This window comes from Bradyrhizobium sp. CCBAU 45389 (genome assembly GCF_028128625.1).
GTDB classification, from domain to species: domain Bacteria; phylum Pseudomonadota; class Alphaproteobacteria; order Rhizobiales; family Xanthobacteraceae; genus Bradyrhizobium; species Bradyrhizobium liaoningense_B.
The window spans coordinates 82,094-107,732 of sequence record NZ_LBIY01000010.1 but is presented as its reverse complement, the minus strand read 5'-3'; the positions used below and the strand labels follow the sequence as shown (position 1 = coordinate 107,732).

Genomic DNA, 25,639 nt, shown 5'->3' with positions numbered 1-25,639 from the left:
TTCTTGCACTTAAGCGACCGGCGCGTCGGGCGCAGGAGCTGCGTCCGGAACCGGTTTAGGGCGCCCCTTCCGGAAATAGATGGGCGCAAACGCCTCTTTCTGGTTCAGCTCGAGCTGACCTTCGCGCACCAGCTCGAGCGCGGCGGCGAAGCTCGAGGCGAACACCGTCGCGCGCTGCGTGGGATCGGCGACGTGCCGGATCAGGAAGTCGTCGAGAACGCCCCAGTCGTCCTGCTCGGTGATGCTGCCGACCAGCCGCTCCAGCGTGGCGCGCGCTTCCGCAAGCGACCACACCGTGCGCTTGGCCAGATGCACGCTCGCCAGCACGCGCGACTGCCGCTGCGAGGCATAGGCGGTCAGCAGGTCGTAGAGCGTTGCGGTGTATTTCGGATGCTTGATCTCGGCGATCTGCTCGGGCTCGCCGCGCGGGAAGATGTCGCGCTGCAATTGCGGCCGGTTCATCAGCCGGTTGGCGGCTTCGCGAATGGCTTCCAGACGGCGCAGCCGGTTGGCGAGCGCGGTCGCCATCTGTTCGGCGCTCGGCCCTTCCGCACTCGGCGGCTCCGGCAGCAGCAGGCGCGATTTCAGGAAGGCGAGCCAGGCCGCCATGACCAGATAGTCGGCAGCGAGCTCAAGCCGGATCTTTCGCGCGGCTTCGATGAAGTGGAGATACTGGTCGGCCAGCGCCAGGATCGAGATCTTGGCGAGGTCGACCTTCTGCTGCCGCGCCAGCGCGAGCAGCAAATCGAGCGGGCCTGCATAGCCCTCGACGTCGACCACCAACGCCGGCTCACCCTCGGCGAGCTCTGCGGGCCGCCCGGTTTCAAACGATAGGATTTCTGCGGTCATGCGGATGCCGTGTTTGCCCGTGCGATCAATGCGTCCAGCTCAGTGCGCGCGGCCGCCCGATCGAACGGCTGCGGCGCCTTGCGCGCGGCGAGCGCGGCTGTCGCCCGTTCCAGCGCCCTGCCCGACAATTCGGGTGTCTGGCCGGCGACCTCGCGCATCTCCTCGATGTTGCCGTTGCAATGCAGGGCCACGTCGCAACCGGCCGCGAAGATGGCGCGGGTCCGATCGGCGATGCTTCCCGCCAGCGCGTTCATCGACACGTCATCACTCATTAACAAACCCTGGAACCCGATTGCGCCGCGAATCACCTGAGCAATCATTGTCGCAGATGTCGTCGCCGGATGGGCGGGGTCGACCGCGCTAAACACAACATGTGCAGTCATGGCCATCGGCAGATCCGCCAGCGGCTTAAATGCGGCGAAGTCGGTCCGATCGAGCTCGTCCATCGACGTATCAACTGTCGGCAGCTTGAAATGGGTGTCGGCGGTGGCGCGCCCATGCCCGGGAATGTGCTTGAGCACCGGCAGCACCCCGCCCTGCTCCAGGCCCTCGGTGACCGCGCGGGCGATCGCTGCGACCTTGTTTGGTGAGGTGCCGTAGGCCCGGTTCCCGATCACGGCGTCGGCGCCCGGCACCGGCACGTCAGCCAGCGGCAAGCAATCCACGGTAATGCCGAGATCGGCGAGATCGGCCGCGATCAGCCGGGCGCTGAGCCGCGCCGCGGTGAGCCCGAGCGCCGAATCAGTGTCGTACAAGGTCGCGAATACGGCGCCCGGCGGGTAGACCGGCCAGTGCGGCGGGCCCAGCCGCTGCACCCGTCCGCCCTCCTGGTCGATCAGGACCGGTGCGTCGGAGGCGCCTGCAACCGCACGCAATTCTGCAACCAGTGCAGCAACTTGCGCCGGGGTCGCGACATTGCGCTTGAACAGGATGAAGCCCCATGGGCGCTCGGCACGGATGAACTCCCGCTCGGCGGCGGTCAGTTCGGTTCCGGATACGCCGGTAATGAAGGCCCGCGTGCTCATAACGGCCGATTAACCCTGCCCCGCGAGGGGGTCAAGGAAACGGCCGTTAATTCCTCTGGATGAAGCAGGTCGGCAAGCCGGCAGCCTTCAGGCTGTTGCAGGCCTGCGTCGCTTCCTCGGCCGACGCATAGGGACCAGCGAACGCGCGGTAGACGATCCCCTTGCCCTTGTCGGAGAGATCGACCCGCTTGATCACCGGTGAGCGCGATCCAAGCACGCTGCCGTACTTGCTCTGAAGCACCCGGTAGGAGGCGTGTGCGCTGTCCTCGCTCTGCTGCGAGGAGACCTGCACGATGAACCCACTACCGCCACTGCTGGCGGGCGCGATCTGCGTCGGATTGGTCGCAGCCATCCGCTGCGGCGGCTCGGCCGCAGGCGTTGATTGCGGCGCGAGCGAGAGCGGCTGGTTGGCGCTGGCATTGGCCGAGGTCGGTGGATTGCGCGGCGCGGCCGGTGCAGCGGGCGCGGCAACAGGCTTTGGCGCAGCTGCTGCCGACTTGGCAGCGGCCGATTGCGGCAACCCGCTGTCGGTCTGATCGCCCTTCACGGCCACGGTCCTGATCGGGCGCGGTGAATTGTTCGGCATCGTGCCGTTGCTCGGGGTCGGCCCCGCGGTCGGCGGCGGCACCGCAGACGGCGACACGCTCGCCACCGATGGCGGATTCGCATTCTGATTCAGTGGGGGGAACACCACGCGGGGACCGCTTGCCCTGGCGTTGACGTCGACAGGCGCCTCCTCGCGCGGCACGATCTTCTCGGTGCCGTCACCGGTGACCATGCGATCGGGCACCTTGGCCGAGGAATCCGTCGGCGCCGGCACGATCTTGGTCGGGGTGTTGTCGGCCTTGATGATCGGCGGCTCGCCGCTGCGGGGCGAGCCCACATAGGTCTTGTAGGCGAAGGCCCCACCGGTGCCGACCACCGCAAGCGCAAGGATCGCCGCAACCGTCATCATGCCGCCGCGCTGCTTCTTCGGCTCGTCGAGGTCGGCCTCGGGATAGTCGCTCTGGAACGCGTAGGGATCGTCCGGATAGGCCGGATCGCGCTGAAAGTCCTGCTCGCCCGTCTCAAGGCGGCCGTACAGCGCATCGTCATAGCGCGACGGATCGGGCTGCTGGTGCGGCTCCTGGTAGGCCTGTTCCTGCTGATAAGCCTGGGCCTGATAAGCCTGATCCTGATACGCGTGATCCTGATAGGCCTGCGGCTGATGGAAATCAGGCTCGGGCGCGGCCGGCTGGGCGGAATAGCGGTGCAACGGATGAACCGGGCTTACAGAAACGGGGTAGTCGGGCTCCGGCGCGGGTGTCGGCTGCGGCTGCACGTTGGCGCGACGCATCCATGACGGCGGCCCGGAGGGAGGCGCCGGAGCCGGCTCGGCATAGTCCTGCTGAAAATCGTCCTGACCGTAGCCGTCGTCCTGATGGCTCTGGGCGGGCACTGCCGGCGGGCGCGCGGCAGGACGGCCCTGCGCGGCGAACGGATCGGTCTGGCCAATCAGGCGGGCGAGTTCGGCCAACGGATCGTTTTCCGCCTTCCCATGCTGATCGCCGCCGCGACCATAGTCATCGGAAGGAAACGGTCTGTCGTGATATCGTTCGGCCATCGTGATGATGCGTCCCTTCGGGAAAGCCGCGCGCCCCTCGACCAAGGCACGGCTTTCGACCCACAAGGCTTTCAACCAAGTCTAAGCGATCCGGCTTCTGCCGGTTACCCCCGAATTCCCATTAAGTAGTTCGCCCCAAACTACCGCATCTCGTCCGGAGCATGGACGCCGAGGATGGCGAGGCCCGATGCCAGGACAGAGACGACGCCCTGGACCATGGCCAGTCGCGCCTGTGTAAGATCTGCATCATTATTGATAATGAAGCGTAAATAGGGCAAATCGCGCCCCTTCGTCCAAAGCGCGTGAAATTCGCTCGCTAAGTCATAGAGATAAAAGGCAATTCGGTGCGGCTCATGGGCCGCGGCAGAGGCTTCCAGCATGCGCGGATAAATTGCGAGGCGCTTAAGAAGATCGAGTTCCACGGGGTCCGACAGCCGCTCCATGGCCGACTCGCTGAGCCAGGCGATGCGCTCGCCGGCATCTTCGGGGAGATTCGGGAACACCTCGGCCCGGGCGTTGCGGAAGATCGAGTGGCCGCGGGCATGGCCGTACTGGACGTAGAACACCGGGTTGTCGCGCGACTGCTCGATGACCTTGGCGAGGTCGAAGTCCAGCACCGCGTCGTTCTTGCGGTACAGCATCATGAAACGAACAGCGTCCTGGCCGACTTCATCCACCACATCACGAAGCGTGACAAAGTTGCCGGCTCGCTTGCCCATTTTCACGGGCTCGCCGTTACGCAACAACTTCACGAGCTGGACGATCTTGACGTCGAGCGACCCCTTGCCCGAGGTCGTCGCCTTCACCGCCGCCTGCATGCGCTTGATGTAGCCGCCGTGATCGGCGCCCCAGACGTCAATCATCTCCGCAAAGCCACGGTCGAACTTGTTCTTGTGGTAGGCGATGTCGGAAGCGAAGTAGGTGTAGGAATTGTCTGACTTGATCAGCGGGCGATCGACGTCGTCGCCGTAGGCAGTCGCCTTGAACAGCAACTGCTCGCGGTCTTCCCAATCCTCGACCGGCGCGCCTTTCGGCGGCGGCAGGCGGCCTTCGTAGATATCGCCCTTGGCCTTCAGGAAATCGATGGTCTCGGCAACCTTGTTGTTGCCGGTCTCGATCAGCGAGCGCTCCGAGAAGAACACGTCGTGGCGGATGTTGAGGGCGGCGAGATCGTCCCTGATCTCGTCCATCATCATCGCGATCGCCTTGGCTCGCACGGTCGGCAGCCATTCGGCTTCGCTCTTGGCGAGCAGCTTGTCGCCATATTCTTTCGCCAGCGCCTGTCCGACCGGCTTCAGATAGTCACCGGGATAAAAGCCTTCCGGGATCGCACCGATGTCCTCGCCGAGCGCCTCGCGATATCTCAGGAACGCTGAGCGCGCGAGCACGTCGACCTGGGCGCCGGCATCGTTGATGTAATATTCGCGGGTGACGTCGTGGCCTGCAAACTGGAGCAGGCTCGCCAGCGCGTCGCCGAACACGGCGCCGCGGCAATGGCCGACATGCATCGGCCCGGTCGGATTGGCCGAGACGTATTCGACATTGACCTTGGAGCCGCCGTGGACGCGGCCGTAATCGGCGCCCTCGCGCAGCACGGTGCGCAGCGCCTCGGCCCAGGCGGCCGGCTTCAGCGTCAGATTGATAAAGCCGGGACCGGCGACATCGACCTTGGCGATCAGCGCATCGGCACGCAGCCGTTCGGCGATCTGCTCGGCGAGATCGCGCGGCTTTGCCTTTGCCTCTTTCGCAAGCACCATCGCGGCGTTGGTCGCCATGTCGCCATGGGTGGCGTCGCGCGGCGGCTCGACCACCACGCGGGAGAAATCGATGCCCTCGGGCCAGTTGGCTTCCGTCGCAAGCGCACGGCAGGCGGCGTGCACGCGTGCGAGCACATCGGCGAACAGATGCAGGGATGAGGATGTCTGGGGCATGGGCGCCGCCTAACGCAAATCCGGGGTCGAGTCAAAAAGCCGCTGGTGCTCGGTCAGGGCGAAACGGTCGGTCATTCCGGCAATGAAATTGCCGATCCGCCGGGCCCGGTCGCCCTCGTCGTCCGCCTCCGCCCCGAGCAGCCATTCCGGCGGCAGCTCGCTGGGAGATTTCAGGTATTTCGCGAACAGGTCGAACAGGATCTGCTCGGCCTCCCCCATCACCCGCATCACCCGCTTGTGGCGGTACATGTGCTGGTACAGAAAGCCCTTGATGGCGGCCTCCTCCCCGGCGACCTCCGCGGGGAACGCGATCAGCGCCCGGCTCTGCTGACGGACGTCCTGGGCCGATTGCGGCTTGGTGGCGGCGAGGTTCTTCTGCGCTTCGGCAAACACCGCGCCGATCAGGTGCGAGATCAGCTCGCGCACCAACTCGGCACCTCGCCGGACGTCTTCAAGATCGGGATAATGGGCAGCGATGCCGGCAATGATCTCGGCGGTCAGCGGCATGACCTTGAGATCGTCGAGATCGAACAGGCCCGCGCGCAGGCCGTCGTCGATGTCGTGGGCGTCATAGGCGATATCGTCGGCGATCGCGGCGACCTGGGCTTCGAGCGAGGCGAAGCTCCACAATTCGAGATCATAGACCTTGATATAGTCGGCGATCCCGACGGGAATGCCGTGCTCGCAATATCGGCCGACCGGCGCGCCGCTGCGATCGGCCAGCGGCCCGTTGTGCTTGACGATGCCCTCCAGCGACTCCCAGGTCAGGTTCAGCCCGTCGAATTCGGGGTAGCGATGCTCCAGCGCAGCAACGACGCGCAAGGCCTGGGCATTATGGTCGAAGCCGCCGAACTCCTTCAGGCAGGCGTCCAGCGCCCGCTCGCCGGCATGGCCGAACGGCGGATGGCCGAGGTCATGGGCGAGCGCCAGGGTTTCGGTGAGGTCCTCGTCCAGTCCGAGCTGACGGGCCAGGGCGCGGGCGATCTGCGCCACCTCCAGCGAATGGGTCAGCCGGGTGCGGTAGTGGTCGCCCTCATGGAACACGAACACCTGGGTCTTGTACTTGAGGCGGCGGAACGCGGTGGAATGGATCACCCGGTCGCAATCCCGCCGGAACGGGCTGCGGGTCCGGCTCGGGGGCTCGGCGACCAGCCGGCCACGGCTGCGATCGGGGTCGCAGGCATAGGGCGCGCGGGGGGCTGCCATTCCGACGGACACGGCGAATTTAGTCCCTATCCATTTGATTCTGCGTATGGTGGCACTTAACTATGTCAGGCGCGGGATACCAAATGAATTGGGTATGACGCGGGACTATCGGAGACCAGCAATGACGACTGCCGTGACCATAAGTGACCGGGCCGCACGCCGGATTGGGGAGATCCTCAAGGGCGAAGGATCGGGCGCGATGCTGCGCATCTCGGTCGAGGGCGGCGGCTGCTCCGGCTTCCAGTACAAGTTCGACATCGATCGCGCACGCACCGACGACGATCTCGTGATCGAGCAGGACAACGCGGTGGTGCTGGTCGATTCCGCCTCCCAGCCATTCCTTGCGGGTTCGCAGGTCGATTTCGTCGACGATCTGATCGGCGCCTCGTTCCGCGTCAACAATCCGAACGCGACGGCGTCCTGCGGCTGCGGCACCAGCTTCTCGGTCTGACCGGTCAGACGCCGGTCATCTGCCTTTCCTCGTCCGTCCACTCGACGTCGCCCGGCAATAGCGCGGGTTGAAGCGGTGCGTCCTCCGACACCATGTGGCCGTCCAGCGCACGCAGCAAGGCTGCGACCAGCGCCGGCTTGCGCAGCGGCTTGGCCAGGAAATCCGACATCCCGGCCTCGCGGCAGATCCTGACGTCTTCGGGGAAGGCGTTGGCCGTGAGCGCAGTGATCGGCAGGACCTCGAAGCGGCCGCCCTGCGCACGGATCGCGCGGGTCGCGGCCAGGCCGTCCATGTCGGGCATGCGCACGTCCATCAGCACCACGTCGTAGTCGGCTTCGGAGACTGCCGCGACGGCTTCGACGCCGTCGGTGACGACGCGCAATTCGACCTCGAAGGCCCCCAGCATCTTGCTCACGACCATACGGTTGACGGCGTCGTCCTCCGCGACCAGCACCTTGAGCGGCCGATCGAGGCCGGCGATACGGGCTTTCAGCTCCTCTGCCTCATCGCGCTCGGCCGTCGCATCGGAAGCCTGCGCCTGGCTCCAGGGCAGCACCAGCGTGAAGCGGAAGGTCGAGCCCTCGCCCGGCGCCGAGGTGACTCCGATGGTTCCCCCCATCTGCTCGATGATGCGCCGGGAGATCGCAAGGCCGAGGCCAGTGCCGCCGAAGCGGCGGCTGATCGAGGCGTCGGCCTGGGCGAAGTCGCTGAACAGCAGGCCGAGCTTCTCGGGCGCGATACCGATGCCGCTATCGGTGACGGTCCACTCCACGGTCGCCAGCAGATCGCGGCGCGACTGGCAGGTCGCCGATATCGTCACCTCGCCTTCGTCGGTGAACTTCACCGCGTTGGAGGCGAGATTGAGCAGCACCTGGCGGATGCGGGCGACGTCGCCGCGCAGCGTTGGCGGCAGGTTCGGATCGAGCTCGACCTTGACTGTGAGCCCCTTGCTCTTGGCGCTCACGCGCACCACCGTCGCAACCGTGTCGACCAGTGCCTGCGGCGCGAAGTCGATCGCCTCGAACTGGAAGCGACCGGCCTCCAGCTTGGACAGGTCGAGAATGTCGTTGAGGATGCGCTGGAGATTGTCGCCGGACTCGCGGATCGTGGTGACGGCCTCGCGCTGCTCCGGATCGAGCTTCGTTTCCAGCAGCATGCTGGCAAGCCCCAGCACGCCGTTCATGGGCGTGCGGATCTCGTGGCTCATCACGGCGAGGAAGTCGGACTTGGCGCGGCTCTCGGCCTCGGCCTTCTCGGCGCGCCAGCGCTCGGTGACGTCGCGACCGAAGCCGCGATAGCCCAAAAATTGCCCGTCGCGGTCATAGGCCGGTTTCGCCGTCAGCGACCACAGCCGCGCCTCGCCGCCGGCGACGACCTTGAGGTTCATCTCGTGCAGCGGTTCGGCATGCTCCATCAGGCCGACGATGTTGTAGGCCGCCGCTTTGTCCTCGGGGCAGAGCATGTCGAGCACGTCGGCGAAATGTGAGCCCTTCAGCAGCGGAAGCGGCAACTGCGCGACATCGGCGAAGCGCTGGGGCACGTCGACCAGATGCCCCTCGGCATCGGTCTGCCAAAGCCAGTCGCTGGCGTTCTCCTGGAAATCCTTCAGCAGCAGCGAGATGATCTCGGTCTGCCGCTCGAGCTCGAGCTGGGCCTTGAGATTGCCGAGGAACAGATTGCCTTGCGAGACGATGTTGCGCGCCATGAAGAATGCGAACAGCAGCAGGAACACCGCGGTCACCAGATATGGCCCGGTGCCGCACAGCAGCAGTGCGCCGGCGCAGCCGACCGTCATGGTGGCGAGATAGACGAGCCCGGCACGCGGGAAGGTCGACAGCGTGAAGGCGCCGCCCGACATCATTCCGACCATCAGGCAGGCCAGGAGGAGCTGGCTGGTCGGCTCGATGCGGCTGAACAGCGCCAGCGGCAGCGTGGCCCAGATCGCGGCGAGGAAGAACGCCTGCCGCATCATCTGCCGCGCGGCGCGGGGCGAGGCTTCCTGCGGCGGATTCTGATGCGACCGGCGCCAGGCCCGCACCGCAAGCGAAGCGGTCACGGCAAGGGTCATGCCCCAGATCGCGAGGAAGTCGTTCCAGCCCCGTCCCCAGAACAGGATCAGCACGATGGCGACGTTGAGCATGGTGACGGCCATCGTCACCGGGATCAGCCGTGTCACCGCGTCGATCTGCTTGGCGCGGATGCGGCGCATCTGCCGTTCGCTGAGATCGGCGGTCAGGCCGTCCTCGATCTCGAAGCCGCCGAGCCAATACAGGAACGCGCCGACGAGGCCGTCGCGCGGCTCAGTGCATTGTGAAGTCTTGACCGGCCATCCCATTCCAGCGGAACCTTTTCCGTATCAATGGCCTGCGGCGCGCTTAAGCCGGGTTAATTTTGTGGGAGATTTTGCGGCGTCCTTGACGGGCACGTTTGCATTTTGTTCTAACCATGGCCCCTGCCTGGAGCCCTCCCCCAATGCCCATCAGAGTTGCCACTTGGAACGTGAATTCGGTCCGGCAGCGGATCGATCTCCTCCTGACCTGGCTCAGGGAGTGCCAGCCGGACATCGTCTGCCTCCAGGAGATCAAATGCGTCGACGAGGCCTTCCCGCGGCTGGAGATCGAGGCGCTGGGCTACAACGTCGTCACGCACGGACAGAAGACGTTCAACGGCGTCGCCCTGCTCTCGAAGCTGCGCTTCGACGAGACCAAGTCGGGGCTCGCCGGCGACGACGAGGATGCCCATGCCCGTTTCCTCGAGGGCGTGGTGACGCTCAAGTCCGGCGTGATGCGGATCGCCTGCCTCTATCTGCCCAACGGCAATCCGGTCGGGACCGACAAATATCCCTACAAGCTCAAATGGATGTCCCGGCTTCTTGAGTATTCGAAGGAGCGCCTCAAGACCGAGGAGCCGCTGATCCTCGCAGGCGACTTCAACGTCATCCCGCATGCCCGCGACGTCTCCAATCCTGCCGCCTGGACCGAGGACGCCCTGTTCAAGGCCGAGACGCGCGAGAGCTTCCAGTCCCTGCTCGGCCTCGGCCTCACCGATGCCCTGCGGGCGGTGACCGACGAGCCGGGACTCTACACCTTCTGGGATTACCAGGCCGGCGCCTGGCAGAAGAATCAGGGCCTGCGCATCGATCATCTGCTGCTGTCGCCACAGGCCAGCGACAAGCTCGCCAATGTCGGAATCGACAGCTATGTGCGCGGCTGGGAGAAGCCGTCGGACCACGTGCCGGTGTGGGCGGATCTGGATCTCGAGGCGGCGTAGGTCTTACGCGGAGGTGGTCGGAGCGAGCGGCAGTCGCAACTGCCGTAGGGTGGGCAAAGCGAAGCGTGCCCACCACTCGTAATCGCGGAGAGAGATGGTGGGCACGGCGCCAAGGCGCCTTTGCCCACCCTACGGCACCTGCACTGGTGACCTACTCGCGGCGGCCCTGCACCCATTGTTCCAGCATTTGCAGGCACATGGCGCGGTCGTCGTCGGAGGCCTTGGCGAAGGCGCGGTTGTAGCTTTCCTTGATCCAGGTCTCGTCGCTACCTGCGCTGTCGCGCGCCAGCGTCAGCCACATCAGGCCGCGCGCGGCCTGCCGCGGCAGGCGGTCGCCGTTGAACAGCATCTGGCCGAGCAGCGCCTGGGCCTCGTGCTGGCCCTTCTGCGCGGCAAGGCCGAGCCAGCGGGCGCCATAGCGGAAGTCCTCGCGCGAGGCGTCCGGCGTCTTCAGGTACAGCCTGGCGAGATCGTACTGGGCGTCCGCATTGCCGAAATAGGAGGCCGCATAGGAGAACATCTCCCGCGCCCGCTCCGGGTCGGCCTTAATCTTCGAGTTCGGGATACCGCTCAGATAGTAGCGGCCGAGCGCGACGAAGGCGTTGGCCACGACCTGCGCCTGCGGCGCCGACGGGCTGTCCTCGGCGTGCGCGTTCGCGATCCGGCTGAAATATTCGAAGGCCCGCATGTCGTCCTGGGCGACGCCGTCGCCATTGGCGTACATGCGGCCGAGCTTCCACTGCGCGATGGGATGACCGCCCTCGGCGGCATATTGCAGGGCGCTGAGCGAGGTTTCCTGGGTCGCCGGCGGCACCTTGCCGCGCACCGCGCCCGCGGCGCCCGGCAGCGTGGTCACGACGGGGATGGTCGCGTCCTTCTGGTTGACCGGCGCGCCGTCAAAGGCGAGCGCGGGCGCGACCAGCGCACTGGCCCCCAACACAAACGCAACTATGGCACGCCTAGATGTCCGCATAGCACTGTTTCTCGTGCGCGCCGCCCGGATGGGTCACAGCCCCCCCGACCGCTGGTCCAACCTGCTGAGCATATTTCCAGAGCGCGCCCGTCGTGTGGTTAGTCGCGCGAGCGGTCCATTTGGTCTTGCGCTGGGCAAGCTCCTGGTCGCTCAATTTTACGTTAAGGGCACCGGCGTCCGCATCGATCTCGATGATGTCGCCGTCCTCGAGCAGCCCGATCGGGCCGCCGACGGCGGCCTCGGGCCCGACATGGCCGATGCAGAAGCCGCGGGTGGCGCCGGAGAAGCGGCCGTCGGTGATGAGCGCGATCTTGCCGCCCATGCCCTGGCCGGTCAGCGCCGCGGTGGTCTGGAGCATTTCCCGCATGCCGGGGCCGCCCTTGGGGCCCTCGTAGCGGATGACGATGACTTCGCCTTCCTTGTAGGTGCGGTTCTGGACCGCCTCGAACGCGTCCTCCTCCCGGTCAAAGCACCTGGCCGGACCGGTAAACTTGAGGTTGGACATTCCCGCGACTTTCACGATCGCACCTTCTGGCGCCAAATTGCCCTTCAGACCGACCACACCGCCCGTGACGGTGATGGGTTTGTCTGCCGGGTGCACCACGTCCTGGTGCGGATTCCACTTCACGCTTTTGAGGTTTTCGGCGATCGTTCGACCGGTGACCGTAATGCAGTCACCGTGGAGAAATCCGTTGTCGAGCAGCGTCTTCATCAGAAGCGGTATGCCACCTACTTCAAACATGTCTTTGGCGACATAACGGCCGCCCGGCTTCAAATCCGCGACATATGGTGTCTTTTTGAAGATTTCGGCGACGTCGAATAAGTCAAACTTAATGCCCGCCTCATGGGCTATCGCCGGCAGGTGCAGTGCAGCATTGGTCGAGCCGCCGGAGGCAGCGACGACCGCCGCCGCGTTTTCCAATGCCTTACGGGTGACGATATCGCGCGGCCGCAGGTTCTCGGCGATCAGGTCCATCACCTTCTCGCCCGCGGTCATGCAGAAGGCGTCGCGGATCTCATAGGGTGCCGGAGCACCGGCCGAGTACGGCAGCGCAAGGCCAATCGCCTCGGAGACGGTCGCCATGGTGTTGGCGGTGAACTGCGCGCCGCAGGCGCCCGCGGAGGGGCACGCCACGCGCTCGATCTCGTCGAGGTCCTCGTCCGACATGGCGCCGACCGAGTGCTTGCCGACGGCCTCGAACATGTCCTGCACGGTGACCTGCTGCCCGCGGAAATTGCCGGGCAGGATCGAGCCGCCGTAGATGAAGATCGAGGGCACGTTGAGGCGGACCATCGCCATCATCATGCCGGGCAGCGATTTGTCGCAGCCGGCAAGGCCCACCAGCGCGTCGTAGGCGTGGCCGCGCACGGTCAGTTCGACGGAATCGGCGATGCACTCGCGCGACGGCAGCGAGGAGCGCATGCCGTCATGGCCCATGGCGATGCCGTCGGTCACGGTGATGGTGCAGAACTCGCGCGGCGTGCCGCCGGCCGACGCGACGCCCTTCTTCACCGCCTGTGCCTGGCGCATCAGGGCGATGTTGCAGGGAGCGGCTTCATTCCAGCAAGAGGCGACGCCGACGAAGGGCTGGTGGATCTGCTCGGTGGTCAGACCCATGGCGTAGAAGTAGGACCGGTGCGGCGCGCGCGCAGGGCCTTCCGTCACGTGACGGCTCGGCAGCCTCTGCTTGATGTTAGTCTTCGCGTCCATCGCAACCAGTTTCCCCGGTCAACCCTTTCAGACCCGAAAAATCAGAGCCAAGATTTGAATCGACCTTGGGATTTCCCGTCGCCTTCGCGGACCGCCGCTCCCGCTGAAAAACTTAGAGCGATTTTATTCATGTTCGGGTGTGGCCAAAAAGCGGCGGTGATGCGAACGACTGGCGATGAGGGCTTAATCCGGAATGGGTGTTGCGCAGACAGCACAATCGTTACCGGGAAGACACGGAGACAGCTACTCCGGTACCACCGCGAAGATGACAATCCACAGCTTGAGATTTTGCGACAAAGACAACGCACGCGGTTTGGTCCGACGGGCGGGCACACCCACGGAGTGAGTCGCGGGCCGCCCCTCGCGGAACGAGCGGCATCGCTCGCGTCCCCGGCTCGGCAGCACACCGTCGAAGGGACGCCGCGCTGCGTCCGGGGCACGAGTGCGGAGTGTGGCGCACGCTCTCTCCAAGTCGTCATTGCGAGCGCAGCGAAGCAATCCAGTGGCTTTCCGCGGAGGGATTCTGGATTGCTTCGCTGCGCTCGCAATGACGGAGCATGGGGCAGCAGCGTCGCTCGTTCGGCTTGCATTTCGACTTGCAGACATGCCTTCGCATCCTCGCGGCTGATTTCGCCCGAGCTTTGCTTCGTCTCTCCACCCTCTGAGCCAAGAGGGCGCAGGGAAGGCTGGGTGCCGGCTAGCACCCGCGGTCCGCTGCGCGAAGATGTAGCGCAAAGGAACCGCACAGCAGCATACAGGTGAAGCCCAACACACGGCCTTCCCTGCGCGATGGTCGGACGGCTTATGCCGTGCTCTCCCGGGAGCCGAATTCCCTCTGGCCTCCCTCGCCTCGCGAATTGACGATGCCGTCTGCCCGGTTGGGCTCGCGCGCATCTTCGCGAAAGGCTTGACCGTAGCAACGACGGCCAGGACCACACGGTTTTGCCGTACGCGCGTTCGTTGACGCCACAGGGTTCGACGGCCTTGTGCACGTTGCCATCGAAATGTTGGCGCGACGAACTCACAGCGCCGCTCATCCGCACGCGGCTACAGGGACTACCCGCCCTGCCCGCCACCTATTCGTGCCGACGCTGCCGCGTCCACCGCAAGCCCGGCTCGCGTATCGTGACGACAACATGATCGCCCCTCCCGATGAGCCGGGATGGGCGACACATACGGCAAATCCGAATTTCGGTAAAGTGGAATATTTTCATGGGAAGGCGTTGACAGCCGGCGACACAGCCCGGTCCCGGAGCCCGGATGAGCCCACGGGTCGGCGCGAAGCGCCGCCCGATGACAGGCTCCGCGACATCCGGGATCTCCACGAGTGACTTCCCAGGTATCGCTGCGCTCATCCGGGCTATGAGTGGCCGCTCAGGCCGACATCGCTCCCTTGCGCCCGAGCGGAGCGGCCAGGCGGGCGATCTCGCAGACAGCGACGAGACCGGCGAGCCAGATGGCGCTGAGAAGCCCAAGCCGCGTCACGATGGCGGCGGAGAAGGCGCCCTCTCCGCCCAAAAATGGCGTCGCGGCGAGCAACACGAATTCGTAGGTCGCGTAGGCCGCGACAAGCGTGACGGCCAGGATCAGTGGCGTGCGCCCCTGCGGCAGCGCACGAAGCAGCGCGGACGACGCCGCGGTCGCCATCAGCGCAGCGGCACCGATCACAAAGCCCCAGGCGAGCGTGCTGCCATCGACCGGATAATGCAGCACGCCGAACCCGATGCTCTGGTTCACCAGCCAGGCCCCGGTGACGACGAGCAGCGCGGAGCGCAGCGGCAGCATCGCGGCTGCGACGACGGCGAAGGCTGCGAACGGTGTTGCGCAGGCGAGCGCGAGGCTTGCCAGCGCGCATGACGCGGTCAGCAAGGCAAGACAGAACATCGGCGCAAAGCGCGATGCGACGGGGTGAAGGCGGAAACGATGGGCGTCGGGCGAAAGCATCTCGGCAGGCATCATGGATCTCCGTCGGCGATCCTAGCACATGTGCCGAGGGGCCTCGATAGGGCACGAACGCGAGCCGCGGCCGCAGCCGGACCTAGGCGGGCTCTTTCTCCGGAGGCGTCCGGATCACCGCCCGCTCGCCGGCGTCGACGAGCTGACTGATGCCGGTCCGGCCTGCGAGCGCACAGCGGATGATGTTTTCGGCGACCGATCTGCGGAAGCCGTGGTCCTCGCCGCGCGGACGACTGCGGCAGACCCGATCCAGCGCCAGCTTCATGTTGATCCGGGTGCGGGTGTCGAAATGCTCGCTGATCATTCCCAGAACCTCGATCGCGTTGATGTCGGTGGCGGAAACGCTTCAGCGATCGGCCGGGTTCCAAAAACGGAAACGAGCCGTGCCCAGCCCGCTACGTCCGGCCTCTCGGACGCTGGGCCTGCGCCCACGCCACGGCAACGTCGCGCGGCGGAACATCAATACGCCGGATCGGGGTCAATTCGCCAGAAGCGGAGATGATCGCGGTTTCCTCGCGGCGGCAGCGCGGGCACACGAAGCGAACCTCATGCGGGGACGCCGACCAGCTCGATCGCTTCACATTGGCCGCCATCGGCCAAGTCTTGCATTTCGAGCACGACACCAGAAACCGGCCGGGATCAAGCATACCCATTCCATCGGACTCCGAGTCCTGCCCGCCCCTTCAATGATTAACCCATGTGAATCGTTCCGGTGCCTTGGCACCGTCAGCCTTTGGCGGCGGCTCACCGGGACGATGGCCACAAGAGATGACGCCGTTGCGACCCTTGCAAACCGCCGGCCGGTCAGTGCGCGCCCTTGAGGGTGCAGGAGGTAGAGCAGGTGACCGTATTGCCGCGGTCGCACGCCTTGCAGGCGGCCACGCACTGGTTCATGTCGCGGGGGTTATAGGAGCTGTAGTTGCGCATCGGGCAGATCGAGGTCGAGCCCGTGATGTCCTGCTCCTGGTTGCAGGCCGTCATCGTGAACGCGAGGACAAGTAACGCAAGAACACGCATGGGATCGCCTGCAGAAGGACCATCAAAGCGACGACCACGAGGCACACTGCGCCGCAACGGGCCCCGGCACTCCCATTGCGAGGAAGCCGCACGGCATCCCTTCGCATCAGCATCAAGCATGCGCGAGAAACGTTAAGAACGGCTTTCAGCCGCGGACCCGCGGTGTCGCGAGAGTTCCGCACCTCAAGCGCGGCGCGAAGGTCCGCGCCTTGCCGCAAGTCCTTGCCTCAAGCTTGTGCCCCAACCGTCGCCTCAGGCCGCAGCCCTGGTCGCGACCGCTCGGCGCGTCTCGTTCGCGAGCTGGTAATAGTGCTCGGCGAGCTTGAGATAGAATTCGCGCTTGGTGCTGTCGGTGGCGAGCTTGGCGATCAGCTCGCATTCGGCGGTGAGCGTCTCGAACCGTTCCAGCCTGTCCTCAAGTTCTGTCATCGGCGTGTCCCCATCAAACGCCTCAAGGACAATCAACCTAAGCCCGGGAAATAGGTCACGGCGAACATCGTTATGGGGTAGCATCAATTTTCGTCGGCGCAGGCTGCGACGACGCTGCTGCGGCTCATTTCTGCTCCAGCCGCCAGGCGCCGTCCCAGCCCGCCTCCGGCGGATTGGCCTCGAACTGCGCGATGCGATCGAGCAGCACGCGCGAGGGACCATCGCCAGGGACGGCTTCGAGCGCCGCGTTGAAGGCGGTGCGAGCTTCGGTGAAGCGGCAGGCGCGATAGGCGGCGAGACCTTCGGCATAATGCCGTCGCAGGCTCGCTTGCGCTTCGGTCAGCGCGCCTGCCCTGCCCAACACCTCGAAGATCGGCTGCGGCGCGCTCTGGCCGGCGACCGCGAGACGATCGATCTCACGCAGATCGAGCTGCGGGCCGATCGCATCAGCAGTCGCCTGCGAGATCAGGATGCGGGTGCCGTAGACCTTGTTGACCGCCTCGAGCCGCGAGGCGAGGTTCACGGCGTCGCCCATCACGGTGAAGCTCATCATCAGCTCGGAGCCGATGCTGCCGGTCAGGACCTCGCCGGTGGCAATGCCGATCCGCAGGTCGCAGGGACCCGGCATGGCGCGGATGCCGAGCAGATCCGGCAGCTGCTTCTGCAGCGCTGGCACCTGGTCGGCCATCTCGATGGCGGCCAGGCCGGCGAGCAGCGCCGGCTCGTCCTCCTCGATGAAGGGCGGGCCCCAATAGGCCATGATGGCGTCGCCGATATATTTGTCGATGACGCCGCGATTGCTCCTGATCGGGCCCGACATGACCGTGAAGTAGTGGTTCATCACCTTGACGAGGCCGCGCGGGGTCATGCCCTCGCTCATCGAGGTGAAGCCGCTCATGTCGCAGAACATGATGGTCATCACCCGACGCTGACCGTCGATGGCGACCTCCGGCCGGTCGATCAGGCCCTGCACCACCTTGGGATCGATGTAGCGGCCGAAGGTCTCGCGGATGCGCTCGTTGTGCCTGAGCTGCTCGATCATGCGGTTGAAGGCGGCGGCGAGCTCGCCGATCTCGTCCTGCGTCGAGACCGTGATGGGCTTGTCGAACCGACCCGCCTCGACCTCGCGGGTGCCGGCGAGCAGGAGCCGCACCGGACGCGTGATGCCGCTGGAGACCAGCAACGCAAAGACAAAGCCCACAATGGCGGCGAGGGCGGTGACGAGGCCAGAGATGATCATCGCCTGATGCTGATGACCGATCACCGTCGCCGTGGAGGCAAACACCTGCTTCAGCATGTCGGCGCGAATGGCGTCGATCTTCTGGTTGAATTGGTCGCGTAACAGGTCGATGTGCTCGAGCGTGTTGCGGGCCTCCGCCATCTGCTTGGCATCGATCTGCTTGAGCAGCTTTGCGTGATCCTCGTCCTGGTCGCGCCGCAGCTCGCTGACGGCGGTCTCGATGCGGATATCGATCCGCGCCAGGGCGGCATTGTCGGACGGCGTCCTGGTATCGTTGATGATCGCGTTGATCAGCTTGCGCGCGCTCTCGGCCTCTTCCTCGATCTTGCGGTCCGCTGCCTCGAACTCGCGCAGGCGCGCCGCATAGGCCTCCTCGTCCGTCGGCGACTGCATCCTCATCATGACCATGCGCCGCAGCGCCACCGCCCGCTCCAGCGAGCGGATGTTGGCGCGCGCCAGATCGCCATAGGCCGGGATGTAGCGGTTCGTCAGCTCGTCCAGCAGGACTCCGACCTGGCTCGACATCACCATCGACAGGATCGAGGTGACCAGCATCAGGACGATCAATCCGAGGGCGATGCCGACGATCTTGCGCCGGATCGACTGGTTGAAAATCGGCATGGGTGCGGGGCAAAGGCTAAAGGACGGATTGAGGAACTCAATATACCGGATTTCGGCCGGGGAACACGCGCAATCTGGCTGCTGCGACGCTGCAGACCGCGCACAACCGTCGCGCGAGCCCAAATCGTTAACAAAGGTTAAAGCGTCTGCCCTTTTCTCATTTGCGGAAGTTCCCTTGCGCCATCCGTATTTTGCCGCATTGTTGCGACAGCGTGACAAATGCGAGACGATGCCGTGGCATCGTTCTCGGTGTCTTGATTCTCGAGCCGCATACGATCGCGGACCTTGGTTTGTAGTGGTTTCGCAGGGGGACCATCCAATGAACCAGTGCCTACGCTCGCTCGCGTGTGTCGTTGCCGTGGCCGCTTTGGCCCTCCTTCCGTCGGAGCTGGCAGCGAAGAGCAGTCATAGATCGTCTGCGTCGAAGAAGACGCATGAGGCGAAAGCCACTGGCAAGGCCGGCAAGCCGCGCCATGCCGCGGCGAAATCCCGTCACGGCAAGCATGCCGAGGCCAAACGCAAGTCGAAGAAGCAGGACGACGCGCCCGCGGACAAGCCCGCCGCGCCGCCGCTCACCGGCGATCTCGCCGCGCTGAAGGACGCGATCGATCTCGCGCGCAAGGGCAAGACCGACGACGCGAGCGCGGCGCGGGATCGCATCGCCGATCCCGCCGGGCAGAAGCTCGCCGACTGGTTCATGCTGCGCCATTCCGAGAGCACCGCGAATTTCAAGCGCTACGCCGGCTTCCTCGCCGCCAACCCGGACTGGCCGAGCAGCGCGCTGTTGCGCCGCCGCGCCGAGGCGCGGCTGTGGCAGGAGAAGGCCGACGCCGCCACCGTGCACAAATTCACGATGGACCGCCCGACCAGCGCCAAGGGCAAGTTCGCGCTTGCCCGCGTGCTCCTTGCTGAAGGCGAGACCGACAGGGCCGCGCGGCTGGTGCGCGAGGCCTGGCGCACGGACGAATTGTCCGAGCGCAGCGAGGAAGACTCCTACGAGACGTTCCGCGATCTGCTGAACGCCGACGATCATCGCGCCCGCATGGACAAGCGGCTCGGCGCCAAGGACTACGCCGGCGCAAGGCGCGCGGCCAAACGGCTCGGCGAGGATGAGCTCGCGATCGTCAAGGCGTGCGCCGCCGTCACCAGCAAGGCGAACAAGTCCAAGGACTATCTCGACGATGTCGCGAGCGAGGCGCGCCGCGATCTCGGCTATGTGCTGTGCCGCGCGCAATGGCATCTGCAGAAGGACCGTATCGACGATGCGGCCGAGGTGATCCTCGCCGCCGCGCCCGACACGATGGCCGCGCAGGACACCGATGCCTGGTGGCGCGAGCGCCGCCTGCTGGCACGCAAGCTGCTCGACCAGGGCAAGTTCAAGACCGCGTACGACGTGGTGCGCATGGCGGCGGTTCCCGAGAAGGAAGTCTACCGCGTCGACTATCATTTCATGTGCGGCTGGATCGCGCTGCGCTACCTCGACGACCCCAGGACGGCGATGGTGCATTTCGCCGCGATCGACGAAGGCTCGGCCAATCCGATCGCGCTGTCGCGCGCACATTACTGGCGCGGCCGCACGGCGGAAGCCATGGGTGCGATCGCCGATGCGCGCATGAGCTACAAGGCGGCGGCGCGCTATTCGACCGCCTATTACGGGCAGCTCGCCCGCGCCAAGCTCGGGCTCGACCGCATCGAGCTGCGTGCGCCCTCGCCCGTTCTGGCCTCCGCCGACACACCTCCTGCCGACGAGCGCGTGCGCGCCGCCGACATGCTCTACGGGATCGGCGAGCGTGACATGGTGTTCTACTACGCCGAGGATTTCGCCAAGGAGAGCACCGACGTCGCAGCGCTCGAAGCGCTCGGCGAGCTCGCCGGTCGGCGCAACGATGCGCGCGTCATGCTGGAGGTCGGCAAGACGGCGCTGGCGCGCGGGCTCGCGCTCGACCATTACGCCTTCCCGACCATTGGCATCCCCGAGCACAAGCAGCTCGCCCCGCCGATCGAGACCAGCGTGATCTATTCGGTGGCACGCACCGAGAGCTCGTTCGACCAGCGCGACAAGTCGCCCGCCAATGCGGTCGGGCTGATGCAGGTGACGCCGGAAGCCGGCCGCGACACCGCAAAGCGCTTCGGCCTGACCTATGACTGGGACAGGATGGTCTCCGATCCCGTCTACAACACGCAGATGGGCGCAGCCGAGCTGAGCGCGCTGCTGTCGGAATATCGCGGCAACCAGATCATGACCTTCGCCGGCTACAATGCCGGCCGTGGCCGGGTGCGCGAATGGGTGCAGGCGCGCGGCGACCCCAGGGATCCGAATGTCGATCCGGTCGACTGGGTCGAGCGCATCCCGCTGTCGGAGACGCGCAATTACGTGCAGCGCGTGATGGAGAACGTGCTGGTCTACCGCGCCCGGTTCGAGAGCAGCGGCATGGTCGCGTCGAAATCCGAGCACCGCGTCACGACGCAGGAAGTGAGCGCGGAGCCAACGGCATCGGCCGCAGCCCCATCGCCCTAGCCTCGCGACCGCCGGGGCTGGACGCGGCGCGGGCTGGACGAGGTGACTGCGGCCGACTTCTCTGCGCGGCCGGCATCGAGCAGCTAGCGGTCACCTCCTTCCGGGGTCAGAAGGTCGTACTCGCGCAGATAGGCTTCGGCCAGTGAGCGCGACAGCGCGCCCATCTGAAATACCCAGCTCCAGCCCGCAACTGCGGTCAGCACCGCGATCGCCTCGAACGGGCCGCGGCGGGGCCACAGCATGTCGATGACCGTCTGCTGGCTGTAGCAATCGTAGTCGCAATACCGCTCTTGCTTGGACACGTGCCGGACGTAACTCGAACCCAGCGGCCGGTCGCATGCGCTGCAGACCGTGCCGTGGCAGGGATGTTCCTGATTGACGAGCATGAATCTCAATGCCGTGTCCTTTCCTGCCGATGGAATATCCGCCGATACGTCCCGCCGGCCTCTCTGCTCAGGATGCCGCGCGCGCACGCCCCTCGATCAACGGCGCCTTCTCCTGGTGAATCGCGTAGCATTCGTAGCCGCAGTAGCGCAGCAGCGTCCTGGCGTCGCGCAGATATCCAGCCTCGATCTCCTCGCAGCACCACAGGCACGAGGTCTTGCGAAACGGGGTCCTGCCGTTCACCAGTATGAATCTCACGTGGCACCTCCCAGCGCGAAGCAGTAGACCGTGTCGATCAGAGAGGCGGACGGCGGCGGCGCGCAGATGTGGTTGCGGCCATCGGGATTGTCGCGGTTGCGCTCGACCTTCTGCGACGGAATCAGGATGTATTTCCCGTCCTCCCGGCGCCGCGCGTAGATCCTGCCGTCGACGTAGCGTATCTCGGTCGGGTAGCAATCCGCATTGTTGCAGCAACTCAGAACCGGGTTGTCCGGCATGCGCCAGCCCGAATAGAATTTCTCGTGCAGCAGCTGATCCTGAGGCGGATGGTGACGATGCGAACCATCCCGTACGATTTCCTCGGCCTTCACGCCCGTCACCAGCGGAAGCGGCAGCGCGATCGCCAACAGGAGCTTGCAGCCACGGTTCAACTCACAGCCTCCGGACGAAGAAATGGCCTGACGGGCTAGGTGCGGCAGCCGATCTTCATGCCGCCTGACATCGGAACAGCCACAGGCGGTCGCGTTCGCGACGCGCCCTGAACCGGTCGAGACATTTCCGCGAGCAGAGCGGCGTACGCCAGGAGTAGTATCGGATCAGGCCAAACTTGCCGGCACAGACGGCACAGCCTTTGGAATCGGAACGGCGCTCTGAGTACTCGGGGCTATCGCACATCGTCCTCTCCTCTTGACCTCTTTGGGTCCTGGCTTCCTCGTGCGCAAATGCAGGAGGCGCCATGGTCGTCACGGAAAATGCGGCTTCTCAATCGTGACCGCCTGATTCATCCGGCAAGTCAGGGCGGCGGACGCAGAGCCAGGCTCTTTGGAGGCAACACGCCGAGCTTTTCGGCAATTTGTGCTCCGCAATCGTCTTCTCGATTGGCCGCAAGACTAGGCTCCCTGCAACGCACCGCTCAATTGTACGGAGGTAAATGCGCGCTAGAACTAGGATTGTGCGAGCTATACGTAGGTTTGTGCCGTAGTTTTCCGGACACCGTCCACCCGCAACGAGACGGCGCAACGCGCGCAAGCTGCACGGCAATCGGGAATTCTGCCGCGAATCCGACTTTAGTCGGAGGGAATTGCCCCTGTTATTGCAAAGTGCTCTACTCGCCTTGACGCTGGCGAGCCGGGACGCTTGCGATGATGCCTGGCCAGATCATGAAAATCGGGAATTCGGCCGCACAATTCCTGCTCGGCGGCCTCGCGGCGCTTCGATCATTCGGCAACGGCGAGAAGGACGGGCCTGCGGTCGCAGACGCCGCACGGCAGAACACCGATCTGCGTGACGCCATGAAGCAATGGCGCGAGGTGTTCGAGCACAATCCGGTCATGTACTTCATGGTCGATCCGGCCGGAACGGTGCTCAACGTCAATACGTTCGGTGCCGCACAATTGGGCTACGCGACGGACGAGCTGATCGGCCAATCCGTGCTGAACGTCTTCTTCGAGGAGGACCACGACTTCGTTCGTCAATGCGTCGATTTGTGCCTCACGACCTTGGACCAGTCGCACACCTGGGAGATTCGCAAGTTCCGCAAGGACGGGTCAGTGCTCTGGGTCCGTGAAAACGCCAAGGCGATGCTGCGCAGCGACGGCACGCCGATCCTGCTGATCGCCTGCGAGAACATCACCGAGCGCAAGGAGACGGAGGATGCGCTGCGGCAGAGCGAGGCCTATCTCGCCCAGGCTCAGGAATTGAGCCACACCGGCAGCTTCGGCTTGAACCTTGTGACCGGCGAGGCGGTCTGGTCGAGGGAGACCTTCCGCATCTTCCAATGTGATCCGGCGACGAAGCCGACCCTGAGCTTCGTCTTTCAGCGCATCCATCCGGAGGATCGCGATACGGTCCGCGGCACCCTTGATCGGGCCTACCGCCTGGCGGAGAATTACGACCACGAATACCGCCTGCTGATGCCGGACGGATCGATAAAATATCTCCATTCCGTGGCACGCGCGGTGCGACACACATCCGGCCGCATCGAGTTTGCCGGAGCGGTGACCGATGTCACGAGCGCCAAGGAAGCGGAACAGAGGCTGCGCCGCAGTGAAGCCTATCTGGCTGAAGCCCAGCGCCTCAGCCAAACGAGCAGCTGGGCCTGGGACGTCCATCGTCAGGAGTTCGCCTACCGATCGACTGAACTCTATCGTCTGTTCGGGTTTGAGCCGGACCAGATCGATGTCCCGGCCAAGGCTTTCCAGCAACGCATCTTGCCGGAGGACTTTCAGCGGATTATCGAGATGGAGCGCGAAGCTATCAGGCAGAAGCAGCCCTTTCAGATCGACTTCCGGATTGTGCGCCCCGACGGTTCGATCAGACGCGTTCACAGCGAAGGGCATCCCGTGATAGGCCGCGACGGCGAGGTGATGGAAATCATCGGCACGCATGTCGACGTCACCGAGCAGTACGCGGCCAAGGATGCCCTGCATAAGGCGTTCGACGAGCTCAAGGCATCCGAGCAGCGCTTCCGCGACTATGCCGAAACCGCATCGGACTGGTTCTGGGAGACCGGGCCTGACCACCGCATCACGCGGATATCCGAACATGCCGATACCTCCACCGCGCCGCCGACGGGCTTGATCGGCCTGACCCGCTGGGACATCCCACCCGACGCCGAGCTCGAGCCGGACAAATGGGAGCAGCATCGCGCGGCGCTCGATGCCCACGTTCCGTTCCGCGATCTGATCTACCGCAGCAGGGATCGTAACGGCTCGCCGATCTACGTGCGCACCAGCGGCAAGCCCTTCCATGATGCGCAAGGCAATTTTCTCGGCTATCGCGGCGTCAGCAGCGACGTCACGGCGGCGATCCGCGTCGAGCAGGCGGAAGAGGCGCTGCGCAAGGCGCAAAGCGAACTCGCCCATGTCACGCGCGTCACGACGCTCGGCGAGCTGACCACCTCGATTGCCCACGAAATCACCCAGCCTCTTGCCGCAGTGATCTCCAATGCGGACGCCTGCATCGCCTGGCTCGACCGCGAACCGGCCGATCTGAAGGCCGCGCGCCGTTCCGCCGAATGGATCGTCGAGGACGCCAATCGGGCAACCGAGGTGATCCGCCGGATCAGGGCGCTCGCGAAGAAGACCGAGATCGAGGTCGTTCCACTCGACGTCAACCAGGTCGTCAGGGAGGCTGTGGCGCTCGTTCGGCGCGAGCTCGCGACCCACGCGGTATCGGTGCGCATGGAGCTGGCGTCCGAGCTGCCCCGGATCTGCGGCGACCGGATCCAGCTCCAGCAGGTGCTGATCAACCTGGTGATGAACGGCATCGAAGCCATGCAGGGCAATGTGGACCTCCCGCGCGAACTGGCGATCCGCTCGCGCCGGGCCGACGATGACGACCGCCTCCTACTCACCGTGACGGACCGCGGTGTCGGCCTCGGCAAAGACGTCAAGGAGCGCATCTTCACTCCCTTCTTCACGACGAAATCGAGCGGTCTGGGAATGGGACTGTCGATCTGCCGATCGATCATCGAGGCTCACGCGGGCCGGCTTTCGGCCTTTCAAAATGAGGGGCGCGGTGCAACATTCCAGATCGCCCTGCCCTTGCCGCACAAGGACTCGTCGTGACTGACCATGAAAAGCAGCCCCAGGCGAGCGCCGGTGATCCGGTCGTCCTGATCGTCGATGATGATCCGTCGATGCGCCGCGCGCTGACCAATCTCTTTCAATCGGTCGGTCTCAAGGTCGAAGCCTTCAGTTCGGCGGCTGAGATCATGGAGGCCAAACCGCCCGCGGTCCCCAGTTGCCTCGTGCTCGACATCCGCCTGCCTGGCTTGAGCGGCCTCGACCTCCAGGCCGACCTCGCCAAGGCCAATATTCACACGCCCATTATCTTCATCACCGGTCACGGCGATATCCCCATGACGGTGAGAGCCATGAAGAGCGGTGCCGTCGATTTTCTGACCAAGCCGGTGCGCGACCAGGACATGCTGGACGCGGTGCAAGCGGCGATCGAACGAGATCGCAAGCGGCGCGATGCCGAGAAGTCGATCTCGGGCGTGCGATCCCGTTTCGAGGGGCTGACACCACGCGAGCGCGATGTCCTCTCCCTGGTTGCATCCGGCCTGATGAACAAGCAGGTCGCCGCCGAGCTCGGATTAGCCGAAATCACCGTGAAGATCTATCGCGGGCAGATCATGCGGAAAATGGGGGCGAAGTCGTTGGCCGATCTCGTCAGGATGACCGACGCGCTCGGAATCCCGCGCAATAGGGGTCACCTGCAAACCTAAGTATG

At 65.0% G+C, this 25,639-nt stretch carries 21 protein-coding genes; 5 read left to right on the top strand and 16 right to left on the bottom strand.

The features are described from left to right. Positions 1-9: 9 nt before the first annotated feature. From XH79_RS06010 to XH79_RS05990, 5 genes are all read right to left on the bottom strand, one after another. Complete coding sequence (locus XH79_RS06010) at positions 10-849, bottom strand: segregation and condensation protein A (protein ID WP_271581041.1); 840 nt, start codon at positions 847-849, stop codon at positions 10-12. After that, complete coding sequence (nagZ, locus tag XH79_RS06005) at positions 846-1,874, bottom strand: beta-N-acetylhexosaminidase (protein WP_212336109.1); 1,029 nt, start codon at positions 1,872-1,874, stop codon at positions 846-848. The genes XH79_RS06010 and nagZ overlap by 4 nt, the downstream gene beginning before the upstream one ends. A 46-nt stretch (positions 1,875-1,920) precedes the next feature. Further along, entirely contained in the window at positions 1,921-3,477 is a 1,557-nt protein-coding gene (locus XH79_RS06000) for an SPOR domain-containing protein (RefSeq protein WP_271581040.1), read from the bottom strand. A gap of 140 nt (positions 3,478-3,617) precedes the next feature. After that, a complete protein-coding gene (gene argS, locus XH79_RS05995) occupies positions 3,618-5,408 on the bottom strand; it encodes an arginine--tRNA ligase (RefSeq protein WP_271581039.1) in 1,791 nt (596 codons plus the stop codon). 9 nt (positions 5,409-5,417) lie between these two features. Next, positions 5,418-6,626, bottom strand: a complete 1,209-nt coding sequence (locus tag XH79_RS05990) for a deoxyguanosinetriphosphate triphosphohydrolase (protein ID WP_271581038.1) — start codon at positions 6,624-6,626, stop codon at positions 5,418-5,420. Positions 6,627-6,735: 109 nt separating this feature from the next. Here XH79_RS05990 and erpA point away from each other — a divergent pair, with 109 nt between their 5' ends. Then, positions 6,736-7,065 (top strand): iron-sulfur cluster insertion protein ErpA, encoded by a 330-nt coding sequence (gene erpA / locus XH79_RS05985; RefSeq protein WP_024342679.1) that lies wholly within the window; start codon positions 6,736-6,738, stop codon positions 7,063-7,065. Positions 7,066-7,069: 4 nt separating this feature from the next. Here the strand turns inward: erpA and XH79_RS05980 are convergent, their stop codons facing one another. Beyond that, positions 7,070-9,400: a hybrid sensor histidine kinase/response regulator gene (locus XH79_RS05980; RefSeq protein WP_271581037.1), complete on the bottom strand. Its 2,331-nt coding sequence runs from the start codon at positions 9,398-9,400 to the stop codon at positions 7,070-7,072. A gap of 137 nt (positions 9,401-9,537) precedes the next feature. Here XH79_RS05980 and xth point away from each other — a divergent pair, with 137 nt between their 5' ends. Next, the gene (xth, locus tag XH79_RS05975) at positions 9,538-10,335 is read left to right on the top strand and encodes an exodeoxyribonuclease III (protein WP_271581036.1); all 798 of its coding nucleotides are present in this window, start codon (positions 9,538-9,540) and stop codon (positions 10,333-10,335) included. Positions 10,336-10,486: 151 nt separating this feature from the next. Here the strand turns inward: xth and XH79_RS05970 are convergent, their stop codons facing one another. From XH79_RS05970 to XH79_RS05940, 7 genes are all read right to left on the bottom strand, one after another. Continuing rightward, positions 10,487-11,308 (bottom strand): tetratricopeptide repeat protein, encoded by an 822-nt coding sequence (locus XH79_RS05970; protein WP_212336104.1) that lies wholly within the window; start codon positions 11,306-11,308, stop codon positions 10,487-10,489. Further along, positions 11,295-13,019, bottom strand: coding sequence for a dihydroxy-acid dehydratase (ilvD, locus tag XH79_RS05965; RefSeq protein ID WP_271581035.1), 1,725 nt, complete (start codon positions 13,017-13,019; stop codon positions 11,295-11,297). The genes XH79_RS05970 and ilvD overlap by 14 nt, the downstream gene beginning before the upstream one ends. A 1,374-nt stretch (positions 13,020-14,393) precedes the next feature. Continuing rightward, entirely contained in the window at positions 14,394-14,978 is a 585-nt protein-coding gene (locus tag XH79_RS05960; protein ID WP_442869915.1) for a hypothetical protein, read from the bottom strand. 79 nt (positions 14,979-15,057) lie between these two features. After that, positions 15,058-15,279 (bottom strand): hypothetical protein, encoded by a 222-nt coding sequence (locus tag XH79_RS05955; RefSeq protein ID WP_212336101.1) that lies wholly within the window; start codon positions 15,277-15,279, stop codon positions 15,058-15,060. 500 nt (positions 15,280-15,779) lie between these two features. Further along, positions 15,780-15,992, bottom strand: coding sequence for a hypothetical protein (locus tag XH79_RS05950; protein WP_212336100.1), 213 nt, complete (start codon positions 15,990-15,992; stop codon positions 15,780-15,782). A gap of 252 nt (positions 15,993-16,244) precedes the next feature. Continuing rightward, a complete protein-coding gene (locus tag XH79_RS05945) occupies positions 16,245-16,421 on the bottom strand; it encodes a hypothetical protein (protein WP_212336099.1) in 177 nt (58 codons plus the stop codon). A gap of 124 nt (positions 16,422-16,545) precedes the next feature. Continuing rightward, on the bottom strand, positions 16,546-18,282 hold the full coding sequence (locus XH79_RS05940; protein ID WP_271581034.1) for an adenylate/guanylate cyclase domain-containing protein: 1,737 nt from the start codon (positions 18,280-18,282) through the stop codon (positions 16,546-16,548). Positions 18,283-18,601: 319 nt separating this feature from the next. Between XH79_RS05940 and XH79_RS05935 the strand changes: the two genes are divergently transcribed. Beyond that, positions 18,602-20,800, top strand: a complete 2,199-nt coding sequence (locus XH79_RS05935) for a lytic transglycosylase domain-containing protein (protein ID WP_271581033.1) — start codon at positions 18,602-18,604, stop codon at positions 20,798-20,800. An 83-nt stretch (positions 20,801-20,883) separates the two neighbouring features. On the opposite strand, the gene XH79_RS05930 is transcribed toward XH79_RS05935, so the two are convergent. The 3 genes from XH79_RS05930 to XH79_RS05920 form a co-directional block, all read right to left on the bottom strand. Next, positions 20,884-21,186, bottom strand: a complete 303-nt coding sequence (locus XH79_RS05930; RefSeq protein WP_271581032.1) for a hypothetical protein — start codon at positions 21,184-21,186, stop codon at positions 20,884-20,886. A 67-nt stretch (positions 21,187-21,253) separates the two neighbouring features. Then, positions 21,254-21,442, bottom strand: a complete 189-nt coding sequence (locus XH79_RS05925) for a hypothetical protein (RefSeq protein WP_212338276.1) — start codon at positions 21,440-21,442, stop codon at positions 21,254-21,256. Beyond that, on the bottom strand, positions 21,439-21,810 hold the full coding sequence (locus XH79_RS05920; protein WP_271581031.1) for a hypothetical protein: 372 nt from the start codon (positions 21,808-21,810) through the stop codon (positions 21,439-21,441). Before XH79_RS05920 ends, XH79_RS05925 begins: the two co-directional genes overlap by 4 nt. A gap of 735 nt (positions 21,811-22,545) precedes the next feature. Here XH79_RS05920 and XH79_RS05915 point away from each other — a divergent pair. Both XH79_RS05915 and XH79_RS05910 read left to right on the top strand, forming a co-directional pair. Continuing rightward, on the top strand, positions 22,546-24,972 hold the full coding sequence (locus XH79_RS05915; RefSeq protein ID WP_212336096.1) for a PAS domain S-box protein: 2,427 nt from the start codon (positions 22,546-22,548) through the stop codon (positions 24,970-24,972). Beyond that, positions 24,969-25,634 carry a response regulator transcription factor gene (locus XH79_RS05910; RefSeq protein WP_212336095.1) on the top strand — a complete coding sequence of 222 codons (666 nt, stop codon included), beginning with the start codon at positions 24,969-24,971 and terminating at the stop codon, positions 25,632-25,634. The genes XH79_RS05915 and XH79_RS05910 overlap by 4 nt, the downstream gene beginning before the upstream one ends. Positions 25,635-25,639 lie beyond the last annotated feature (5 nt).

Bases quoted from the DNA above. Each gene is read 5' to 3' on its own strand.
- XH79_RS06010 (WP_271581041.1), bottom strand. From the start codon at position 849: ATGACCGCAGAAATCCTATCGTTTGAAACCGGGCGGCCCGCAGAGCTC.
- nagZ (WP_212336109.1), bottom strand. From the start codon at position 1,874: ATGAGCACGCGGGCCTTCATTACCGGCGTATCCGGAACCGAACTGACC.
- XH79_RS06000 (WP_271581040.1), bottom strand. From the start codon at position 3,477: ATGGCCGAACGATATCACGACAGACCGTTTCCTTCCGATGACTATGGT.
- argS (WP_271581039.1), bottom strand. From the start codon at position 5,408: ATGCCCCAGACATCCTCATCCCTGCATCTGTTCGCCGATGTGCTCGCA.
- erpA (WP_024342679.1), top strand. From the start codon at position 6,736: ATGACGACTGCCGTGACCATAAGTGACCGGGCCGCACGCCGGATTGGG.
- XH79_RS05980 (WP_271581037.1), bottom strand. From the start codon at position 9,400: ATGGGATGGCCGGTCAAGACTTCACAATGCACTGAGCCGCGCGACGGC.
- xth (WP_271581036.1), top strand. From the start codon at position 9,538: ATGCCCATCAGAGTTGCCACTTGGAACGTGAATTCGGTCCGGCAGCGG.
- XH79_RS05970 (WP_212336104.1), bottom strand. From the start codon at position 11,308: ATGCGGACATCTAGGCGTGCCATAGTTGCGTTTGTGTTGGGGGCCAGT.
- ilvD (WP_271581035.1), bottom strand. From the start codon at position 13,019: ATGGACGCGAAGACTAACATCAAGCAGAGGCTGCCGAGCCGTCACGTG.
- XH79_RS05960 (WP_442869915.1), bottom strand. From the start codon at position 14,978: ATGATGCCTGCCGAGATGCTTTCGCCCGACGCCCATCGTTTCCGCCTT.
- XH79_RS05955 (WP_212336101.1), bottom strand. From the start codon at position 15,279: ATGATCAGCGAGCATTTCGACACCCGCACCCGGATCAACATGAAGCTG.
- XH79_RS05950 (WP_212336100.1), bottom strand. From the start codon at position 15,992: ATGCGTGTTCTTGCGTTACTTGTCCTCGCGTTCACGATGACGGCCTGC.
- XH79_RS05945 (WP_212336099.1), bottom strand. From the start codon at position 16,421: ATGACAGAACTTGAGGACAGGCTGGAACGGTTCGAGACGCTCACCGCC.
- XH79_RS05940 (WP_271581034.1), bottom strand. From the start codon at position 18,282: ATGCCGATTTTCAACCAGTCGATCCGGCGCAAGATCGTCGGCATCGCC.
- XH79_RS05935 (WP_271581033.1), top strand. From the start codon at position 18,602: ATGAACCAGTGCCTACGCTCGCTCGCGTGTGTCGTTGCCGTGGCCGCT.
- XH79_RS05930 (WP_271581032.1), bottom strand. From the start codon at position 21,186: ATGCTCGTCAATCAGGAACATCCCTGCCACGGCACGGTCTGCAGCGCA.
- XH79_RS05915 (WP_212336096.1), top strand. From the start codon at position 22,546: ATGATGCCTGGCCAGATCATGAAAATCGGGAATTCGGCCGCACAATTC.